We start from the raw sequence: 16,115 nt of genomic DNA, 5'->3' as shown, positions 1-16,115 counted from the left end.
GACGGGAGGAGTCGCGGGTCGTTTACGCCTTACGCATCATCAGCCAGAGGCTGATCAGGAAGAAGCTGGCGCTTGGCAGCAGCGCGCCGATAATCGGCGGGATGCCGTAGACCAGCGTCAGCGGGCCAAAAATCTGGTCCAGCACGTAGAAGATAAAGCCAAAGCTGATCCCGGTGACAACCCTTACCCCCATCGCCACGCTGCGCAGCGGGCCGAAGATAAACGACAGCGCCATCAGCATCATCACCGCCACCGACAGCGGCTGGAAGATTTTGCTCCACATGTTGAGCTGGTAGCGTCCCGGGTCCTGTCCGCTGGATTTCAGATAGGTCACGTAGTTATGCAGGCCGCTGATCGACAACGCATCCGGATCCAGCGCCACCACGCCCAGCTTGTCGGGCGTCAGCTTAGTTTTCCAGGTGCCGCTGACCATCTGCGAGCCGGTGATCTGTTTCGGGTCGGTCAGGTCAGACTCATCAACCTGCGACAGGCGCCAGACTTTATTATCGTTGTCGAATTTCGCCGAGGCGGCGTAGCGAACGGTCTGCAAACGGCGCTGGTCGTTAAAGGCGTAAATACTCACGCCGCCCAGTTCATCGTTTCCTTTCACCCGTTCGATATACACGAAGTTATGGCCGTCTTTCGCCCACAGCCCCTGCTGGGTCGACAGCAGCGAACCGCCGTACATCTGCTGGGCGCGATAATTACGCGCCATCTGCTCGCCCTGCGGCGCCACCCACTCCCCGATCGCCATAGTCAGCAGAACCAGCGGAATCGCGGTTTTCATCACCGCCAGCGCTACCTGTAACCGGGTGAAGCCGGAGGCCTGCATCACCACCAGTTCGCTGCGCTGCGCCAGCATCCCCAGGCCAAGCAGTGCGCCAAGCAGCGCTGCCATCGGGAAGAAAATCTGCACATCTTTTGGCACGCTGAGGATGGTATACAGCCCGGCACCGAGCGCGTCGTAGCTGCCCTGGCCGGCTTTTTTCAACTGGTCGACAAACTTGATAATGCCCGAGAGCGAAACCAGCATGAACAGCGTCATCATGATGGTGTTGAAAATCGTCCTACCGATATAACGGTCGAGTACGCCAAACGCCTGCATCACACCGCTCCTTTGTTAAAACGGGCACGGAAGCGGCGCATCGGCACCGTATCCCACAGGTTCAGCAGCACGGCCAGCGCGAAATAGAGCAGGTTAATCCCCCACATCCAGATCATCGGGTCGATTTTACCTTTACCGCCGTTTGACTTAATCGAGGTTTGCAGCAGGAAGAAGACCAGATACAGCAGCATCGCCGGCAGCATCGACAGCACGCGGCCCTGACGCGGGTTCACCACGCTCAGCGGAACGACCATCAACGCCATAATGAACACCGTTGCCACCAGCGTGAAGCGCCAGTGCAGCTCAGCGCGCGCGCGGTCGGTATCGGTGCGCCACAGCGCGCGCATGCCCATCTGTTCGGTGTCGTCAGGATCCGAAGCCACCGCCTGATGGCCAATAATGGCCTGGTAATTTTTAAAATCAGTAATGCGGAAATCGCGCAGCATCGCCGTACCTTCAAAGCGGGTACCCTGATTCATGGTCACCACCTGCGAGCCGTCTTTCTTCTGCGTCAGTTCGCCGGAATCGGCCACCACGACGGAAGGTCGCGCGTTACCTTTTGGCTTCAGCTGCGCCAGGAAGACATCATGGAAGCGCTTGCCGTTGACGTTTTCAATAAACAGCACGGCGCTGCCGTCGCTGGCCTGCTGAAACTGGCCCTGGGCCAGCGCCGCCATACCGGGGTTGGCTTTCGCCTCCGCCAGCACTTCATCCTGATGGCGAGACGACCAGGGGCCGGCCCACATCACGTTGACCGCCGCCACCGCGCCGGTAAACAGCGCGAGGATCATCGCCGCTTTCACCAGCACGGCCTTACTCAGGCCGCAGGCATGCATCACCGTGATTTCACTTTCGGTATACAGTTTGCCCAGCGTCATCAGCAGCCCGAGGAATAAACTCAGGGGCAGAATGAGCTGCGCCATTTCCGGTACGCCCAGCCCTAACAGCGAGAGCACCAGATTTGTCGGGATATCGCCATCCACCGCGGCGCCAAGGATCCTGACCAGTTTCTGGCAAAAGAAGATCAGTAACAGGATGAACAGGATCGCCAACTGGCTTTTCAGCGTCTCACGAACCAGATATCTTATGATTATCACTATAAATACGCCCGTAAAAACCCGTCTTATTGCAGGAAAATTGCTTGTTTCATGGCTTAAACGTCATTTATTCTCTTTGGTCTTCGAAATCATCGCTAAGATTAAATGACTCACTGGTTCCGCGTATCAGGTTTTTTTCTGACGAACCAAAGCCGTAATAACGTTAAGATTAACACGAAGTCACCGCAACAGCGGACATGAGTTACGAAAGCTTTCAATTCTATCCGTAGCCACCGTCGTTGTCTTTAAGATTCAGGAGCGTAGTGCATGGAGTTCAGTGTAAAAAGCGGTAGCCCGGAGAAACAGCGGAGTGCCTGTATCGTAGTCGGCGTCTTTGAACCGCGTCGCCTCTCCCCTATTGCCGAACAACTCGATAAAATCAGTGACGGCTATATCAGCGCGCTGCTGCGTCGCGGTGAACTGGAAGGTAAGCCTGGCCAGACGCTGCTGCTGCACCACGTGCCAAATATTCTGTCAGAACGTATTCTGCTGATTGGCTGCGGCAAAGAGCGTGAGCTGGACGAGCGTCAGTACAAGCAGGTCATTCAGAAAACCATTAATACTTTGAATGATACCGGTTCAATGGAAGCCGTCTGCTTCCTGACCGAACTGCACGTGAAAGGCCGTAACAACTACTGGAAAGTTCGCCAGGCCGTTGAGACCGCCAAAGAGACGCTGTACAGCTTCGATCAGTTGAAAACCAACAAAAGCGAGCCGCGTCGCCCGCTGCGTAAAATGGTCTTCAACGTCCCGACCCGTCGCGAGCTGACCAGCGGCGAACGCGCCATCCAGCACGGACTGGCCATTGCCGCCGGTATCAAAGCAGCCAAAGATCTCGGCAATATGCCGCCAAACATCTGTAACGCCGCCTATCTGGCCTCTCAGGCCCGTCAGCTGGCCGATACCTACAGTAAGAATGTGATCACCCGCGTCATCGGCGAACAGCAGATGAAAGAGCTGGGTATGAACTCTTACCTGGCGGTTGGCAACGGTTCGCAGAATGAATCGCTGATGTCGGTGATTGAATACAAAGGCAACCCGGCGGAAGACGCGCGTCCGATCGTTCTGGTCGGCAAAGGGCTGACCTTTGACTCCGGCGGTATCTCCATCAAGCCTGCCGAAGGCATGGATGAGATGAAGTACGACATGTGCGGCGCGGCGGCGGTGTACGGCGTCATGCGCATGGTGGCCGAGCTGCAGCTGCCGCTGAACGTCATCGGCGTACTGGCGGGCTGTGAAAACATGCCCGGCGGCCGCGCCTATCGCCCGGGCGACGTTCTGACCACGATGTCCGGTCAGACGGTTGAGGTGCTGAATACCGATGCCGAAGGCCGCCTGGTGCTCTGCGACGTCCTGACCTACGTAGAGCGCTTCGAACCGGAAGCGGTGATTGACGTCGCCACGCTGACCGGCGCCTGCGTGATTGCCCTGGGGCACCATATCACCGGCCTGATGTCGAACCACAACCCGCTGGCTCACGAGCTGATCGGCGCATCCGAACTGGCGGGCGACCGCGCATGGCGCTTACCGCTGGGCGACGAATTCCAGGATCAGCTGGAGTCTAACTTCGCGGATATGGCCAACATCGGCGGACGTCCTGGCGGCGCGATCACCGCCGGCTGCTTCCTGTCGCGCTTTGCCCGTAAGTACAACTGGGCACACCTGGATATCGCCGGCACCGCCTGGCGTTCCGGGAAAGCGAAAGGTGCCACCGGCCGCCCGGTCGCCCTGCTGTCGCAGTTCCTGCTCAATCGCGCCGGGTTTACTGGCGAAGAGTAATTGCCGTCTGATGCCCGGCGGCGCTACGCTTGCCGGGCCTACGCAAAGATGCCGTTTGTAGGCCGGGTCAGCGCAGCGCCACCCGGCTTAAGCATTTAAAGTCACCACAAGAAGCCCCATATATGAAAAACGCAACGTTCTACCTTCTGGACAACGACACACAACAAGACGGTTTAAGCGCCGTTGAACAACTGGTGTGTGACATTGCCGCAGAACGTTGGCGTAGCGGCAAACGCGTGCTTATCGCCTGTGAAGACGAACAGCAGGCCATCCGTCTGGATGAAGCGCTGTGGGCCCGCCCTCCGGAAAGCTTCGTCCCGCATAATCTGGCGGGAGAAGGCCCCAGAGGCGGAGCGCCGGTGGAGATCGCCTGGCCGCAAAAACGCAACAGCAGCCCGCGGGATATTCTGATCAGTCTGCGGCTAAACTTTGCAGATTTTGCCACCGCTTTCACAGAAGTGATAGACTTTGTCCCTTACGAAGATTCTCTGAAACAACTGGCGCGCGAACGCTACAAAGCGTACCGCATGGCTGGTTTCAACCTGAATACGGCAACCTGGAAATAATGGAAAAGACATACAACCCACAAGATATCGAACAGCCGCTCTACGAGCATTGGGAAAAGCAGGGCTATTTCAAACCGAATGGTGATGAAAGCCAGGAGAGCTTCTGCATCATGATCCCGCCGCCGAACGTCACCGGCAGTTTGCATATGGGTCATGCCTTCCAGCAAACCATCATGGATACCATGATTCGCTACCAGCGCATGCAGGGTAAAAATACTCTGTGGCAGGCCGGTACCGACCACGCGGGTATCGCGACCCAGATGGTGGTTGAGCGTAAGATTGCCGCAGAAGAAGGGAAAACTCGCCACGACTACGGTCGCGATGCCTTTATCGATAAAATCTGGCAGTGGAAAGCGGAATCCGGCGGCACCATTACCCGTCAGATGCGTCGCCTGGGCAACTCCGTGGACTGGGAGCGCGAGCGCTTCACCATGGATGAAGGCCTCTCCAATGCCGTAAAAGAAGTCTTTGTTCGTCTGTACAAAGAAGACCTGATTTACCGCGGCAAGCGCCTGGTTAACTGGGATCCGAAACTGCGTACCGCGATTTCCGACCTGGAAGTGGAAAACCGCGAGTCTAAAGGCTCGATGTGGCACATCCGCTACCCGCTGGCCGACGGCGCGAAAACCGCCGACGGTAAAGATTACCTGGTCGTGGCGACCACCCGTCCGGAAACCCTGCTGGGCGACACCGGCGTGGCCGTTAACCCGGAAGATCCGCGTTATAAAGATCTGATCGGTAAATTCGTGGTGCTGCCGCTGGTTAACCGCCGCATTCCGATCGTCGGCGATGAACACGCCGATATGGAAAAAGGCACCGGCTGCGTGAAAATCACTCCGGCGCACGACTTTAACGACTATGAAGTCGGGAAACGTCACGCCCTGCCGATGATCAACATCCTGACCTTTGACGGCGACATCCGCGAAAGCGCGCAGGTGTACGATACCAAAGGCGAAGAGTCCGACGTTTACTCCGCAGAGATCCCGGCGGAATTCCAGAATCTGGAGCGTTTCGCTGCGCGTAAAGCCGTGGTGGCAGCCATCGATGCGCTCGGCCTGCTTGAAGAGATCAAACCTCACGATCTGACCGTGCCGTACGGCGACCGTGGCGGCGTGGTGATCGAGCCGATGCTGACCGACCAGTGGTACGTGCGTGCCGACGTGCTGGCGAAGCCTGCCGTAGAAGCGGTTGAAAACGGCGACATTCAGTTCGTGCCGAAGCAGTACGAAAACATGTACTTCTCCTGGATGCGCGATATTCAGGACTGGTGTATCTCCCGTCAGCTGTGGTGGGGTCACCGTATCCCGGCGTGGTATGACAACGAAGGCAACGTCTACGTAGGCCGCACCGAAGACGAAGTGCGTCAGGAGAACAACCTCTCCGCTGACGTCGCGCTGCGCCAGGACGAAGACGTGCTCGACACCTGGTTCTCCTCCGCGCTGTGGACCTTCTCCACCCTCGGCTGGCCGGAAAACACCGATGCGCTGCGTCAGTTCCACCCGACCAGCGTGATGGTTTCCGGTTTCGACATCATCTTCTTCTGGATTGCCCGCATGATCATGATGACCATGCACTTCATCAAAGATGAAAACGGCAAACCGCAGGTACCGTTCCATACCGTCTACATGACCGGTCTGATTCGTGACGACGAAGGCCAGAAGATGTCCAAATCCAAGGGCAACGTTATTGACCCGCTGGATATGGTTGACGGCATCTCCCTGCCAGAGCTGCTGGAGAAACGCACCGGTAACATGATGCAGCCGCAGCTGGCGGAGAAAATCGCCAAACGCACCGAGAAACAGTTCCCGAACGGTATCGAGCCGCACGGCACCGACGCCCTGCGCTTCACCCTGGCGGCGCTGGCCTCCACCGGCCGCGACATCAACTGGGACATGAAGCGTCTGGAAGGTTACCGTAACTTCTGTAACAAGCTGTGGAACGCCAGTCGTTTCGTGCTGATGAACACCGAAGATCAGGACTGCGGCTTCAACGGCGGCGAGAAAGTCCTGTCGCTGGCGGACCGCTGGATCCTTGCCGAATTCAACCAGACCGTAAAAGCGTACCGCGAAGCGCTGGATAACTTCCGCTTCGACATCGCCGCCGGCATCCTGTATGAGTTCACCTGGAACCAGTTCTGCGACTGGTACCTGGAGCTGACCAAACCGGTCATGACCGGCGGATCTGAAGCCGAGCTGCGCGGCACCCGCAACACGCTGGTCACCGTGCTGGAAGGTCTGCTGCGTCTGGCGCATCCGATCATTCCGTTCATCACCGAAACCATCTGGCAGCGTGTGAAAACTATCGTCGGTATCGATGCGGATACCATCATGCTGCAGCCGTTCCCGGCTTACGATGCGGCGCAGGTTGATGAAGCGGCGCTGGCCGATACCGAATGGTTGAAGCAGGCGATCGTTGCCGTACGTAACATCCGTGCGGAAATGAACATCGCCCCGGGCAAACCGCTCGAACTGCTGCTGCGCGGTTGCAGCGCTGACGCTCAGCGTCGCGTGACCGACAACCAGAGCTTCCTGCAGTCCATGGCGCGTCTGGAAAGCATCATCGTACTGCCAGCCGACGACAAAGGTCCGGTTTCCGTGACCAAAATCATCGACGGCGCCGAGCTGCTGATCCCGATGGCGGGTCTCATCAACAAAGAAGATGAGCTGGCGCGTCTGGCGAAAGAAGTGGCGAAGATCGACGGTGAAATCAGCCGCATCGAAAGCAAACTGGCCAACGAAGGCTTTGTCGCTCGCGCACCGGAAGCGGTGATCGCCAAAGAGCGTGAGAAGCTGGACGGTTATGCCGAAGCGAAAAGCAAACTGATCGAACAGCAGGCGGTCATCGCCGCGCTGTAATCCTCCCGCCCCTTGCCTGCTCAGGCAGGGGGCGTTTTAATCCGCGATCCCCGCTTGCGCTCCCCCCGCTCCCGATGTTATTAACAACACCATCCGTCATTTTTTTGCTATGAGTAATCGTATGAATACGATCGCGACCGTTACGGCGTCGCTGCGCCGCATCACCGCTGAAGACAATGCTGCTATCGCCAACGTTATCCGCCAGGTTTCTGCGGAATACGGGCTGACGGCTGATAAGGGCTACACCGTAGCCGACCCCAACCTCGATGAGCTGTTTGAACTCTACAGCCAGCCGGGCTCCGCCTATTGGGTGGTTGAGCAGGATGGTCGGGTGGTCGGTGGCGGCGGCATTGCTCCGCTGGCACATAGCGAACCGGATATTTGCGAACTGCAGAAAATGTATTTTATGACCTCTGCCCGTGGGCAGGGACTGGCGAAAAAGCTGGCGCTGCTGGCGTTAGATTATGCCCGCGAGCAGGGTTTCAAACGCTGCTATCTGGAAACCACCGCCTTCCTGAAAGAAGCCGTCGGGCTGTATGAGCGCCTGGGTTTCGAACATATCGACGGCCCGCTGGGCTGCACCGGTCATGTAGATTGCGAAGTGCGGATGCTGAAAACGCTGTAAGCGCTCGTGCCCGTCAGCCGCGCTTCCCCGGTCTTACCGGGGCGACGGGCTCTCCCCCTCAGATACCCCGGATAAGGCGTGCAGCGCCGTTAGCCGGGCCTCGTCAGGTTTGGTCGTCCGGACCCGCCTCCGGGGAAAGGCACTTTACGCCGCGACCATCGGTACGCCGCTGTGGAAGCGGAACTCCGCCTCAGGTCGGAGAATTAACGCCGCCTCCGCCTCGCCAAGCTGGTGAATACGTTCACTGATATCCTCTTCGGCAATCTGCTGCGCCAAATCCAGATAGTCCTGATAGTGCCGCGCTTCGGAGCGCAGCAGCGACAGATAGAACTTCTGCAGATCGTCATTCAGCCACGGCGCCAGCGCGGCAAAGCGCTCGCAGGAGCGCGCTTCAATGTAGGCTCCGCAAATCAGCTTATCGATGAGCATCACCGGTTCGTGGGAGCGTACCTCTCTGCGCAACCCGCGGGCATAATTACTGGCGGTGATTTTGACGTACGGAATAGCGTGGGCCTGCATCATCTCCCGCACCTGCCAGAAATGGTGCAGCTCTTCTTTAATCAGCAGTACCATGCTGTCCACCAGCTGACGGCTCCAGGGATCGTCGGTTTGCGGCATGGCGCTCTTATTAATCCGTTTATGCAGCGCGACGAAATCCGGCTCGGGCCCCCGGCGATAGGTAAAGTCCTCATACGGCTTCAGGCAGGCCAGCAGCTCGTCGGCCCCTTCTTTATCAGCAACATATTTACGCACCAGTAGCAGCGCGTTTTGCGCCGCTTTTAGCTCACAAACCATATGATCGGTCAGCAGCAGCGGGAGATTTTCCGGCTTACGGGCTTCATCAATCCACGCCTGTGGCGTCGGGCAGTGCAGGAAGTGACTTACGGGGGCGAGTATTTGCGGGTAGTCCATTGAGGTTCCTTGCTATACGGTAACGGCTGCCGGCCGTTATCGCATCCAAACAGACACAATATTATTGTTCAGGGTATAACGAGACGAAAACCCCGACAACATAGAGAACGATGTCGCCGGGGTTCCTGTGCGTAGCCAGCAAAGACGCGGCCTGAAGGATGACGTGCAGATTTACTTAGTGGCGAACGCCGTCATCGTCTTCATCGACGAGATCGTCGTCATCTTCTTCATCGCCCTCTTCACCGTTCGGGTCTTCATAGTAAGTACCCCAACCGTCATATTCGACGCCGAATTTTTCCGCCAGAGTCATCAGTTGTTCAACCTGGGCATCAATCAGCTCCACCTTCAGGGCGCTTTCGCTCAGGATGTCACAGCAGATAACCACTTCGCCTTCTTCCACTTCCAGCTCTTCCGGCTCGGTCACTTCGTAACCCAGCTTGAAGGCCTCGACAGCCACTTTCTCCAGCGTTTCAAAGTCGTCGGCAGAGAGATGGTGTTCAATCGTGTACAGCGCGTCCGGATCGCTGCCGTCTTCGAGCAGCTCTTCGATAATCAGACGCGTTTCTTCACGCTGTTCTTCCAGTAGTTCCGGGTTTGCCATGGCTCGTTCCTCATAATGTGCGGCAGATACTTCTATTGTCACATACCGCCGTGATTGCCTCCACCTTTGTGCGAAAGATTTGTGTCACGGGGTTGCAAATGAATATTCATACATATAAATTGAATTTTAATTCAATAAGGGGCTTAAGCCATGTGAGGGAATCATGTCCGCGTTTTACCAGAAGCATTTTTTAAAGTTACTCGATTTTACCCCTGCAGAAATCACCGCTCTGCTGAAGCTGGCGGCCAGACTGAAAACCGATAAAAAAAACGGTATTGAAATCCAGCATCTGGCTGGAAAAAACATCGCGCTCATCTTCGAAAAAGACTCTACCCGGACACGATGCTCTTTCGAAGTTGCCGCATTTGATCAGGGTGCCCGCGTCACTTATCTCGGGCCAAGCGGCAGCCAGATCGGCCATAAAGAATCCATTAAAGATACCGCCCGCGTGTTGGGCCGGATGTATGACGGTATTCAGTACCGCGGTCATGGTCAGGAAGTGGTCGAAACGCTGGCCAAATATGCCGGTGTTCCGGTATGGAACGGTCTGACCAACGAGTTTCATCCCACCCAGCTGCTGGCAGATCTATTGACCATGCAGGAACATCTGCCGGGGAAAGCCTTTAACGAAATGACCCTGGTCTATGCAGGCGACGCCCGCAACAATATGGGCAACTCCATGCTCGAAGCCGCGGCGTTGACCGGTCTGGATCTGCGCCTGGTGGCTCCGAAGGCCTGCTGGCCCGAAGAAAATCTGGTGGCAGAATGCCGGGCGCTGGCACAGAAAAACGGCGGCAACATCACTCTGACCGAAGATATCGCGGCGGGCGTGCAAGGGGCGGACTTTATCTACACCGACGTGTGGGTCTCGATGGGCGAAGCCAAAGAGAAATGGGCGGAACGCATTGCGTTACTGCGCGCTTATCAGGTGAATAGCAACATGATGGCGCTGACCGGTAATCCGCAGGTGAAATTTCTGCACTGCCTGCCCGCGTTCCATGACGATCAAACGACCCTTGGTCAGCAGATGGCGGAGGAATACGGCCTGCATGGCGGCATGGAAGTGACTGACGAGGTCTTTGAGTCGCCGGCAAGCATCGTCTTCGATCAGGCGGAAAACCGGATGCACACCATCAAAGCGGTGATGGTGGCAACGCTGAGTAAATAGCGCATCTGGTACGGATCATCCCGGAGCGGTGCTATCGCGCCTGACCGGCTAGCGGATGATCTCCCCGGATTGCGGCACAAGAGCCTTCATCCGGATGACCTCCCCCGTAAGCGTAGCGCCTGCGGGGGATTTTTTACGCCATCAGGATCTTCACTACCGCCTTACGCACTTTGGCCGGTTCGCCCACGGCACACAGCGGCTTATGCACTTCTCCAGGGTAAAAGACCACAAAATCCCCCTCGTTCAGAATGACGGTTTTCTCCTGTTCGCCGGCCGACAGAAACGCAATATCTCTCTCCGCCAGCCCGTCGATGTCCGCTGCGCCGGCGGCAGGGCGGGTGCTGAAGGTCATGGCCTCCTGGCCGCGCAGCACAATCTGGATATCCAGATAGCGCGCATGGTATTCCGCGCGGCGGGCGGCAAGAGGTTCGGTCGTATCTTCTGAAATCATATAAAACACGTTGTTACCGTCAATATCGTATTTGCCGGGCGACGTCTCTTCGCTCACGTGGGCTTTAACGTGCTCAATCGCCTGACGCAACGCGTCCGGTAGCCAGGCCTGCAGATGGTGAATGTGACCAACGATCATAGTACCCCTCAAAGATAAAACAGCTTTTCATTTTTGTTTTTATACGCCCCTTCACACTGCCATACCACCTCTTTTTTACGGTTTTTTGCGCTGGCGCAGCCTTATCGAAGCAATCGTTTTCTTGTTTGTGTACTAATCGCTTGATCCGAAATTTGAGCTGCGTATAATGCCGGTCGATTTGCCGGGAGGAAGCATGGTCTACTGCGTACGACATTCTGTCTTACCGCGTCTGAACACAGGCGCTGGCGTAGCGTTTTTCTTTCCGTTGCTCAATGAATTCTCGAAGCCCCTTATTTAAGGGGCTTTTTTTTTGCCCAGGCGTCAGGAGATAAACATGGCTAACCCGCTATATCAAAAACATATCATTTCCATAAACGATCTCAGCCGAGAAGACCTCGAACTGGTCCTGGCGACCGCTGCAAAACTGAAAGCGAATCCACAGCCGGAACTGCTGAAGCATAAGGTTATCGCCAGCTGTTTCTTTGAAGCCTCCACCCGTACCCGCCTGTCGTTTGAAACCTCGATGCACCGCCTCGGCGCCAGCGTGGTGGGCTTTTCCGACAGCAGCAACACCTCGCTGGGCAAAAAAGGGGAAACCCTGGCCGACACCATTTCGGTCATCAGCACCTACGTCGACGCCATCGTGATGCGCCATCCGCAGGAAGGGGCTTCGCGTCTGGCGACCGAGTTTTCCGGCGGTATCCCGGTCCTCAACGCCGGCGATGGCGCTAACCAGCACCCGACGCAGACCCTGCTGGATCTCTTCACCATTCAGGAAACTCAGGGCCGCCTGGAAAACCTCAACGTCGCGATGGTTGGCGACCTCAAATATGGCCGCACCGTCCATTCGCTGACCCAGGCGCTGGCGAAATTCAACGGCAACCGCTTCTACTTTATCGCCCCGGATGCGCTGGCGATGCCGCAGTACATCCTCGATATGCTGGATGAGAAAGGGATTGCCTGGAGCGTGCACAGCGCCATTGATGAAGTGATGGGAGAGCTGGATATTCTGTACATGACCCGCGTGCAGAAAGAGCGTCTTGACCCGTCGGAATACGCCAACGTGAAAGCGCAGTTTGTCCTGCGTGCCGCCGACCTCGACGGCGCCCGTCACAATATGAAAGTGCTGCACCCGCTGCCGCGCATTGATGAAATCACCACCGATGTCGATAAAACGCCGCACGCCTGGTACTTCCAGCAGGCCGGCAACGGCATCTTCGCACGCCAGGCGTTACTGGCACTGGTACTGAATAGCGAGCTGGCTCTGTAAGGGGAAACGACCATGACACACGATAATAAACTGCAGGTAGAAGCCATTAAACGTGGCACCGTTATCGACCACATCCCTGCGCAGGTGGGCTTTAAACTGCTGACGTTGTTCAAACTGACCGAAACGGATCAGCGGATCACCATCGGCCTGAACCTGCCGTCAGGTGAAATGGGCCGCAAGGACCTGGTAAAAATCGAGAATACGTTCCTGACCGACGAGCAGGTAAACCAGCTGGCGCTGTATGCCCCGCATGCGACGGTCAACCGCATCGATGATTATGAAGTAGTCGGTAAGTCACGCCCGAATCTGCCGGATCGGATTAACAGCGTGCTGGTCTGCCCGAACAGCAACTGTATCAGCCATGCCGAGCCGGTTTCCTCCAGCTTTGCGGTGAAAAAGCGGGAAAACGATATCGCGCTGAAGTGCAAATATTGTGAAAAAGAGTTTTCGCATTATGTGGTTCTGGCCAACTAATTGAGGTTGGTATTGGCAACCCGGCTCCCTATAATGGCCGGGTTCCATACGCGCTATCCTTCAAGCTGCTTCTTTGTCGGCCGTGCGGGCGGTTCGCCCCTTGCCGCGTCGCTGCAACTCGAAGGATTTTGCGTCACTACTTAATAATGCTGTTATTCAGGAGAACTCATGTCTAAAACTATCGCGACGGAAAATGCACCAGCAGCAATCGGCCCGTATGTTCAGGGTGTTGATCTGGGCAGCATGATCATCACTTCCGGCCAGATCCCCGTCGATCCGAAAACTGGTAGCGTGCCGGAAGATGTCGCCGCTCAGGCGCGTCAGTCTCTGGACAACGTCAAAGCTATCGTTGAAGCCGCAGGCCTGAAAGTCGGCGACATTGTTAAAACGACCGTATTCGTTAAAGATCTGAACGACTTCGCCACCGTGAATGCCGCTTATGAAGCGTTCTTCACCGAACATCACGCGACCTTCCCGGCGCGCTCCTGCGTGGAAGTGGCTCGCCTGCCGAAAGATGTGAAAATCGAGATCGAAGCGATCGCCATTCGTCGCTAAGCCTCGCATCCCCTCACCCATACGCCTTTATTACCGCGCCGGGTGAGGGAGTTTCACTACTCGACCTTCGTCGCCCGCAGCAGTTTCTCCAGCGGATAAACCGCCGCAATCACCAGCTCATCCTGCGTTTTCGCCGCCTCGTCCAGCTGCGCCTGAACCGACGCATACTCTTTATCATCCAGCGTGCCCTGCCGCGCCACCAGATCGGTCAACCGTATCCCCAGCGTCGCCAGCTTATCCACCTGCGCCACCACCGGCTTTATCGCCGCCAGCTGATAGCTGTTTTCCGTCAGCGCCTGCGCATCGGCGATATTATTTTGCCAGAGGGTAAAAATATGGCGCAGCGCATCCGCGCTTTCGCTGTCTTCCGCATCGCTGATCAAACGCGACGCCCAACGATCGAGGTTGCGTACGGTCGTACTTTCTGCCGGTAACGCATCGGCGAGGCGGTTCAGCGGCTCAAACAGATGATAATGATTAGCCTGGAATTTCAGATGCTGGCGGGTGTAGTAGTGCGCCGGCTCCAGCGCCTGGGCGAGAATTTGTAGCGGCAGCGTGCTGCCGCCGTTGGCTAAGCGCGTGAACTGCACCAGCTGCTGGGTATGTTGCTGCAGGCCAACCGACACCGTAGACCAGCTGTCCATCGCCTGTAGCCGCTGATACATGTTATCGCTGTCGTTGACATCCTGCGCCGACCACAACCGCTCCGCCACCGCAAAGGCCCGCGGCCAGAGTTTAATATCCAGCACCGGCGCCGCCACGTTTTCCGCCCATAGCGCCGCCTCGCCGCCGAGCAGGTTCTTCTGCTGGTCCGCCTCCGGGACCACCGGCGGCGTGCCCTGGGGCACCGCTTCCAGCCTTTGCCCGCTGACAGGATAGCGGGTGTTGCCCAGCAGGAAATAGCCGCCCAGCTTATCGTCGTTCACGGTCAGCACCGGTCGGGTTTCCCCCATCCAGGTGTCGACGCGAAAGGTCAGCCGATCGTCGCCGCCCCATTCAATATCCTGCGCCGCACGACGAGATTTGCCTTTGAAATCAATAAACCCGCGCCAGCCGCTCTCGCCTTTAACCAGTGTAAAGCTTCCCTCCACCGCGCTGCCCTTCAGCCGTGGCATCGAGAAGCTCCAGCTCTGCGCGCTGTCGTTATCACTTATCGTATCCACGCCGTTCAGCCCCTGGGGCACAATTTCATTACGATAGTGATAGGCAGTGTACTGCGGCTGGTCGAGATAGAAACCGGTGGAGAGGATCCCCCGATAGCCCTGCTTTACCACCTCGCCCAGCGCGTCCTGTCCCTGCCAGGACTGAATCAGAATGCTTTTCGGCAGGTCCGGGTGATAAATCTCATCCCAGCCGACCATCTGCCGGTGGTATTTTTCGAGGATCGCCTCCAGCCTGCGGTTGAAGTACGCCTGCAGCGCGTGGCTATCGGCCAGCCCCTTCTCGCGCATAAACGCCTGGATAGTCGGGTTCGCTTTCCACTGACTGTCGTCCACTTCATCCCCGCCGATATGCAGATACGGGTCGGGGAAAATAGCCGCCAGCTCGGCGATCATCGCCTCGGCAAAGGCGTAGGTGGTCTCTTTGCTGGGATCGAGCACGGGTTTCAGTACGCCCCAATGGCGCTCCATGCCGTAGGGCCCCGGGGCGCTCATCAGCTCCGGGTAGGCCACCGCAATCGCCGACGCGTGGCCGGGCATATCGATTTCCGGCACCACGCGAATGCCGCGGTCCGCCGCGTAGCGCACCACCTCTTTCATCTGCGCCTGAGTATAAAACAGCCCGTCGCTGGCCTTCTGTTGCAGTTTCGGATACCGCGTGGAGGCGAAGCGCCAGCCCTGATCGTCGGTCAGATGCCAGTGGAAGACGTTGAGCTTGGCCGCCGCCATGCCGTCAATCTGGCGTTTGATCGCCTCCAGCGGCATGAAGTGGCGAGCGGAATCCAGCAGCAGCCCGCGCCACGGAAAGCGCGGCGCATCATCAATCGTGACGTAAGGAATTGCCGTGTTCTCGGCGCCGTTCTGCATCAGCTGGAGCAGCGTTTCCATCCCGCGCATCGCGCCAAACCGGGTATTCGCCTTGAGGGTAACGCCCTCGGCAGTCACCTTCAGCTGGTAGCTTTCATCACTGTCAGGACGAGGAATCGCCGGCACTTTTTTGGCCACCACCACGTTAATTGTCGGCGTGGTAACCGGCGCCATTTGCGGTTGTAACGTCCAGCCGGTCTGGCGGGCAATGCGCTCGCGCCAGCGGCCCACGGCGTCGCCGGGCACGTCGCCGGTCACGTTCAGCGTCAGCGCGTTATTCACCACCAACGCCCCCGGCGACTGCGGGCGTTCGACCTGAGCCGGCCACGGCATCAGCGGCAGATCGCCGGCCGGAGCGGCATGTGCCATCGCGCCAAATAATAATCCGCTGGTCAGCAGGCCATTGCGCACAGAGTTAAGCATGAGTTTTCCTTTTGATGACGGGCCAAAAAAAAGCAAAACATTGGGTTAACATGCGCGCAAAAGAGCGTC

Annotated in this window: 17 protein-coding genes; 11 read left to right on the top strand and 6 right to left on the bottom strand. The window is 57.3% G+C overall.

What is annotated here, in order from left to right:
* Positions 1 to 22: 22 nt before the first annotated feature.
* A complete protein-coding gene (gene lptG / locus ROR01S_RS11155) occupies positions 23 to 1,105 on the bottom strand; it encodes an LPS export ABC transporter permease LptG (RefSeq protein WP_004857316.1) in 1,083 nt (360 codons plus the stop codon).
* A complete protein-coding gene (gene lptF, locus ROR01S_RS11150) occupies positions 1,105 to 2,202 on the bottom strand; it encodes an LPS export ABC transporter permease LptF (RefSeq protein ID WP_004857311.1) in 1,098 nt (365 codons plus the stop codon). Before lptF ends, lptG begins: the two co-directional genes overlap by 1 nt.
* Positions 2,203 to 2,469: 267 nt before the next feature.
* Here lptF and pepA point away from each other — a divergent pair, with 267 nt between their 5' ends.
* The 4 genes from pepA (at position 2,470) to ROR01S_RS11130 (ending at position 8,027) form a co-directional block, all read left to right on the top strand.
* Entirely contained in the window at positions 2,470 to 3,981 is a 1,512-nt protein-coding gene (gene pepA / locus ROR01S_RS11145; RefSeq protein ID WP_004857309.1) for a leucyl aminopeptidase, read from the top strand.
* A 122-nt stretch (positions 3,982 to 4,103) separates the two neighbouring features.
* Positions 4,104 to 4,547 (top strand): DNA polymerase III subunit chi, encoded by a 444-nt coding sequence (holC, locus tag ROR01S_RS11140; protein WP_004857306.1) that lies wholly within the window; start codon positions 4,104 to 4,106, stop codon positions 4,545 to 4,547.
* Positions 4,547 to 7,402: a valine--tRNA ligase gene (locus ROR01S_RS11135; protein WP_064359467.1), complete on the top strand. Its 2,856-nt coding sequence runs from the start codon at positions 4,547 to 4,549 to the stop codon at positions 7,400 to 7,402. The genes holC and ROR01S_RS11135 overlap by 1 nt, the downstream gene beginning before the upstream one ends.
* Positions 7,403 to 7,523: 121 nt before the next feature.
* Complete coding sequence (locus ROR01S_RS11130) at positions 7,524 to 8,027, top strand: GNAT family N-acetyltransferase (protein ID WP_004857300.1); 504 nt, start codon at positions 7,524 to 7,526, stop codon at positions 8,025 to 8,027.
* Positions 8,028 to 8,171: 144 nt separating this feature from the next.
* On the opposite strand, the gene miaE is transcribed toward ROR01S_RS11130, so the two are convergent.
* Both miaE and rraB read right to left on the bottom strand, forming a co-directional pair.
* Positions 8,172 to 8,939, bottom strand: coding sequence for a tRNA isopentenyl-2-thiomethyl-A-37 hydroxylase MiaE (gene miaE, locus ROR01S_RS11125; RefSeq protein WP_004857296.1), 768 nt, complete (start codon positions 8,937 to 8,939; stop codon positions 8,172 to 8,174).
* A gap of 175 nt (positions 8,940 to 9,114) precedes the next feature.
* On the bottom strand, positions 9,115 to 9,540 hold the full coding sequence (gene rraB, locus ROR01S_RS11120) for a ribonuclease E inhibitor RraB (RefSeq protein WP_004857292.1): 426 nt from the start codon (positions 9,538 to 9,540) through the stop codon (positions 9,115 to 9,117).
* A gap of 98 nt (positions 9,541 to 9,638) precedes the next feature.
* On the opposite strand from rraB, the gene argL reads away from it, so the two are divergent.
* Together argL and argF are read left to right on the top strand one after the other, a co-directional pair.
* Positions 9,639 to 9,734, top strand: coding sequence for a putative translational regulatory protein ArgL (gene argL, locus ROR01S_RS27760; protein ID WP_371033352.1), 96 nt, complete (start codon positions 9,639 to 9,641; stop codon positions 9,732 to 9,734).
* On the top strand, positions 9,704 to 10,708 hold the full coding sequence (gene argF / locus ROR01S_RS11115) for an ornithine carbamoyltransferase (protein ID WP_004857290.1): 1,005 nt from the start codon (positions 9,704 to 9,706) through the stop codon (positions 10,706 to 10,708). The genes argL and argF overlap by 31 nt, the downstream gene beginning before the upstream one ends.
* Before the next feature lie 133 nt (positions 10,709 to 10,841).
* Here argF and ROR01S_RS11110 read toward each other — a convergent pair whose 3' ends face one another.
* Positions 10,842 to 11,297 carry a YhcH/YjgK/YiaL family protein gene (locus ROR01S_RS11110; protein WP_004857287.1) on the bottom strand — a complete coding sequence of 152 codons (456 nt, stop codon included), beginning with the start codon at positions 11,295 to 11,297 and terminating at the stop codon, positions 10,842 to 10,844.
* Between the two features lie 193 nt (positions 11,298 to 11,490).
* On the opposite strand from ROR01S_RS11110, the gene ROR01S_RS26075 reads away from it, so the two are divergent.
* The 5 genes from ROR01S_RS26075 (at position 11,491) to ridA (ending at position 13,596) form a co-directional block, all read left to right on the top strand.
* A complete protein-coding gene (locus ROR01S_RS26075) occupies positions 11,491 to 11,595 on the top strand; it encodes a pyrBI operon leader peptide (protein WP_015585298.1) in 105 nt (34 codons plus the stop codon).
* Entirely contained in the window at positions 11,570 to 11,629 is a 60-nt protein-coding gene (locus tag ROR01S_RS27695; RefSeq protein WP_112150686.1) for a pyrBI operon leader peptide, read from the top strand. The genes ROR01S_RS26075 and ROR01S_RS27695 overlap by 26 nt, the downstream gene beginning before the upstream one ends.
* A gap of 2 nt (positions 11,630 to 11,631) precedes the next feature.
* Entirely contained in the window at positions 11,632 to 12,567 is a 936-nt protein-coding gene (gene pyrB, locus ROR01S_RS11105) for an aspartate carbamoyltransferase (RefSeq protein ID WP_004857285.1), read from the top strand.
* A gap of 12 nt (positions 12,568 to 12,579) precedes the next feature.
* The gene (pyrI, locus tag ROR01S_RS11100) at positions 12,580 to 13,041 is read left to right on the top strand and encodes an aspartate carbamoyltransferase regulatory subunit (protein WP_004857283.1); all 462 of its coding nucleotides are present in this window, start codon (positions 12,580 to 12,582) and stop codon (positions 13,039 to 13,041) included.
* A gap of 168 nt (positions 13,042 to 13,209) precedes the next feature.
* Positions 13,210 to 13,596 carry a 2-iminobutanoate/2-iminopropanoate deaminase gene (gene ridA, locus ROR01S_RS11095; protein ID WP_004857278.1) on the top strand — a complete coding sequence of 129 codons (387 nt, stop codon included), beginning with the start codon at positions 13,210 to 13,212 and terminating at the stop codon, positions 13,594 to 13,596.
* 56 nt (positions 13,597 to 13,652) lie between these two features.
* Here the strand turns inward: ridA and ROR01S_RS11090 are convergent, their stop codons facing one another.
* A complete protein-coding gene (locus tag ROR01S_RS11090) occupies positions 13,653 to 16,046 on the bottom strand; it encodes a beta-N-acetylhexosaminidase (RefSeq protein ID WP_064359466.1) in 2,394 nt (797 codons plus the stop codon).
* Between the last annotated feature and the right edge of the window lie 69 nt (positions 16,047 to 16,115).

Source organism: Klebsiella ornithinolytica NBRC 105727 = ATCC 31898, assembly GCF_001598295.1.
In the GTDB taxonomy this organism is placed as follows: Bacteria; Pseudomonadota; Gammaproteobacteria; order Enterobacterales; family Enterobacteriaceae; genus Klebsiella; species Klebsiella ornithinolytica.
Note: the sequence above shows the minus strand (reverse complement) of the source record. Positions and strands in the feature narration are given on the sequence as shown.